The following is a 3,311-nucleotide window of genomic DNA, read 5'->3' on the forward strand; positions in this document are numbered from 1 at the left end:
GTCGCGGCGAGGCCGGCAAGATACTGGCGCCGTGTCAGCGCCGCCATTTTGGGCCGGCCCGCCACATTGCTTCTACCATGTGTATTTCACCGAACCGTTGATCCTGCGGCCTTCGCCGTAGAAGCAGCCGAAGCCCGAGGAGAAACAGGAGGCGACATAGCGTTTGTCGAACAGATTACTGGCATTGAGGCTGAGCGTGGCGTTCTGCCAGGCGTAATGCACCGCCGCGTCGGCGAGCACGACCGACGGAACCTTGAAGCTGTTGGCGTCGTCGCCATAGGTCGAGCCGACATAGCGGACGCCGGCACCCAGGCCGAGACCTTCGAGCTTGCCGCTCATGAAGGTGTAATTGGCCCAAAGCGATGCGGAATGGGCCGGCACGCCGAAGGGCATGTTGCCCTCGTTGCTGACCCAGACGCCGTTGACGTCTTCGACAGCGGTCGCCTTGGTGATCCTGGTGTCGAGGTAGGTGTAGGCCGCTCTCAGATCGAGGCCCGCATCCAGGCTCGCCACGGCTTCCAGTTCCACGCCGCGCGAACGGATCTCACCGGTCTGGAACAGATCGTTGGGTGAGCCCTCATTACCGGAACGCACGACATTCTGCCGGGTCAGGTCGAAAACCGATGCCGTAATGAAGGAGTTCCAGCCGGTCGGCTGGTATTTCAGCCCGATCTCGTACTGCCTGCCGGTCTCGGGCACGAACAGATTGCCGTCGCTGTCGGCGCCGGCCACGGGCTGGAACGATTCGGAGTAGCTGACATAGGGCGCAAGCCCGTTGTCGGCGAGATAGACGAGCCCCGCCCGGCTGGTGAAGGCGTTGTCCTTCTGCTCGGGAATGTAGCCGCCGGCCAGATTGTCGTAGACCTTGGCGTCCGACCAATCCTGGCGGCCGCCAAGGGTCAGCCGCCAGTTGCCGAGCTTTACCTGGTCCTGCGCATAGAGACCGACCTGCTGCTGGGTGGTGTCGGTATCGGTGTAGGGCGTCAGATCGGTGATCGGGTACCCGTAAATCGGATCGAAGACGTTGAAACCGTCCTCGACGGTCCCTTCCGAGGCATAGTCGCGGTAAGTATAGCGTTTGTAGTCGAGGCCGACGAGCAGCGTGTGGGCGAGCGGCCCGGTGTCGAAATCGGCTTGTGCCTGGTTGTCGATGGTGACGCCGCTGAGTTTGGTGCCGCCGGCATCTGCATAACGGTAGTAGTCGCCGCTTGAAGGTTCCAGGCCGTTCGAGTCCGTCAGCCCGCCACCAAAGACGCCCTCCTCGGTGTGGGTGAGGTGGACGTAGCGGGCATGCTGCCGAACCTGCCAGGTTTCGTTGAAACGGTGGTCGAATTCGTAGCCGATCGAAGCCTGGTCGTTGTTGTAGGAGTCGAAGCCGGGTTCGCCGACGAACATGCTGTTCGGCAGGTACTTGCCGTCCTTGCCCGGTATGACCGTGCCGTAGGCAGGCAGATACTGCATCGCCCAGCCCGAGCGATCGCGCTGATAGTTGGCGAGGATGGTCAGGCTGGTGTCGGCATCGGGCTGCCAGGTGATCGCCGGCGCGATGAAGATGCGGTCGTCCTTGACGAAATCGGTCTGCGTGTCGCCCATGTGAGCGGCACCGGTGAGACGAAACAGCAGCGACTTGTCGGCGTTCACCGCGCCGCTGAAATCGAACTTGCCTTCATACCGGTTGAAGCTGCCACCACCGAATTCGACCTCGCGCAGGTTTTCCTCGGTTGGCCGCTTGCTGACATAGTTGATGATGCCGCCGGGGCTTGCCTGGCCATAAAGTACCGACGCCGGTCCGCGCAGCACCTCGTAGCGTTCCGCGCCATAGGAATCGAGTGCGGTGAACAGGGTGAAATTGCTCTCCTTGAGCTGCAGCCCGTCCCTGTAGAAGACGCCGCTGGCGTTCGAAATGCCGCGCAACTGCAGGCCGAGGCCGCGATTGTCGGTGCCGTAGAGATTGCCGGTGGCGCCGGGTGTGTAGCGCAACGCGCTGTTCAGGCTGTCGACGGCCTGCGCTTCCATCTGGTCCCTGGTGATGACCGATATCGATTGCGGCGTCTCGATCAGCGGCGTGTCGGTCTTGGTGCCGGTGGAGCCCTTTGTGGCAACGTAGCCCTTGACCGGCCCGAAAGCGCTTTCGACACGTTCCTGGACTTTGATCGGGTCTAGGGTGGTGGTGACCGTCTCCTGGGCCAGTGCATGGCCGCAGCCAAGCAGGGCCGGCAGCGACACCGTTGCGATCAGCAGGCGCTTGCGCGCTATCCGGTTCCGCCAAATCGGTCCATGTCCTGAAATCATCTGGTGCGCCCCCTGTTTCCAAATTTCGTGCCGATATTGCCGGTCGCGCCGATTTGTTGATCGTTGCAGTCATCTTCAATGTTGACTAGTAAGGTCATGTTTCATAGTCAACCGGGCACGACCCGTCGAAATGCCGGAATCTGGAAATGCGGGCGGCCGCACTGGAGAAAAGCCATTAGCATGGCTGGAATTGATGCCCAGACTGCCTTCCATATCGACGCAGTGCGCTTTGCCGTCGGCGAGCGGACGCTGCTCGGTCCGGTCTCGCTCGAACTGGAGCGCTCGCGCGTCTATGGGCTGATCGGCCACAATGGTTCGGGCAAGTCGACGCTTATCAAGCTCATGGCGCGCCAGCAGCCGGCGAGTTCAGGCGCCATCACTTTCGCCAGACGTCCGTTGCCGCAATGGGGCGCCCGCGAATTTGCCCGCGCGCTTGCCTATCTGCCGCAGACGACGCCTGCGGCGACCGGCCTGACCGTGCGCGAACTGGCGACGCTCGGGCGCTATCCCTGGCATGGCGCGCTTGGCCGTTTCCGCGCCGAGGACAGGCAGCATGTCGAGGAGGCGCTGGCCCTGACCGATATGGACGGTTTTGCCGACCGGCTGGTGGACGAATTGTCGGGCGGCGAGCGCCAACGCGCCTGGCTCGCCATGCTGGTGGCGCAGAACGCCGGCGTCATGCTGCTCGACGAGCCGATTTCGGCACTCGACATCGCCCATCAGGTCGAGGTGCTCGGGCTGGTCAAGGAGCTCAGCCGCAAACGCGACCTATGTGTCGTCGTCGTGCTGCACGATCCCAACATGGCGGCGCGCTACTGCGACGAACTGATCGCGCTCAAGGACGGCAAGCTGCTGACGCGCGGCACGCCAGGCGAAATCATGCGCAGCGATGTGCTGAAAGGCATTTTCGGTGTGGAGATGGGCGTGTTCGCGCACCCCGTCACCGGCCAGCCTGTCGGCTATGTGCAGTGACAATATCTGATGCGGCGGCGGGAAATAGAAGGCGGCAGGCCGCTGTG

2 protein-coding genes are annotated in these 3,311 nt (G+C 62.7%); one reads left to right on the forward strand and one right to left on the reverse strand.

All coding sequences use genetic code 11. The annotated features are described in order from the left end of the window. Positions 1–72: 72 nt before the first annotated feature. Entirely contained in the window at positions 73–2,292 is a 2,220-nt protein-coding gene (locus EN749_RS32970; RefSeq protein ID WP_128364734.1) for a TonB-dependent siderophore receptor, read from the reverse strand. A gap of 180 nt (positions 2,293–2,472) precedes the next feature. Between EN749_RS32970 and EN749_RS32975 the strand changes: the two genes are divergently transcribed. Then, the gene (locus EN749_RS32975; protein ID WP_189367880.1) at positions 2,473–3,264 is read left to right on the forward strand and encodes an ATP-binding cassette domain-containing protein; all 792 of its coding nucleotides are present in this window, start codon (positions 2,473–2,475) and stop codon (positions 3,262–3,264) included. Positions 3,265–3,311 lie beyond the last annotated feature (47 nt).

The sequence above is a fragment of the Mesorhizobium sp. M7A.F.Ca.ET.027.02.1.1 genome (genome assembly GCF_004022985.1).
Taxonomy (GTDB): domain Bacteria; phylum Pseudomonadota; class Alphaproteobacteria; order Rhizobiales; family Rhizobiaceae; genus Mesorhizobium.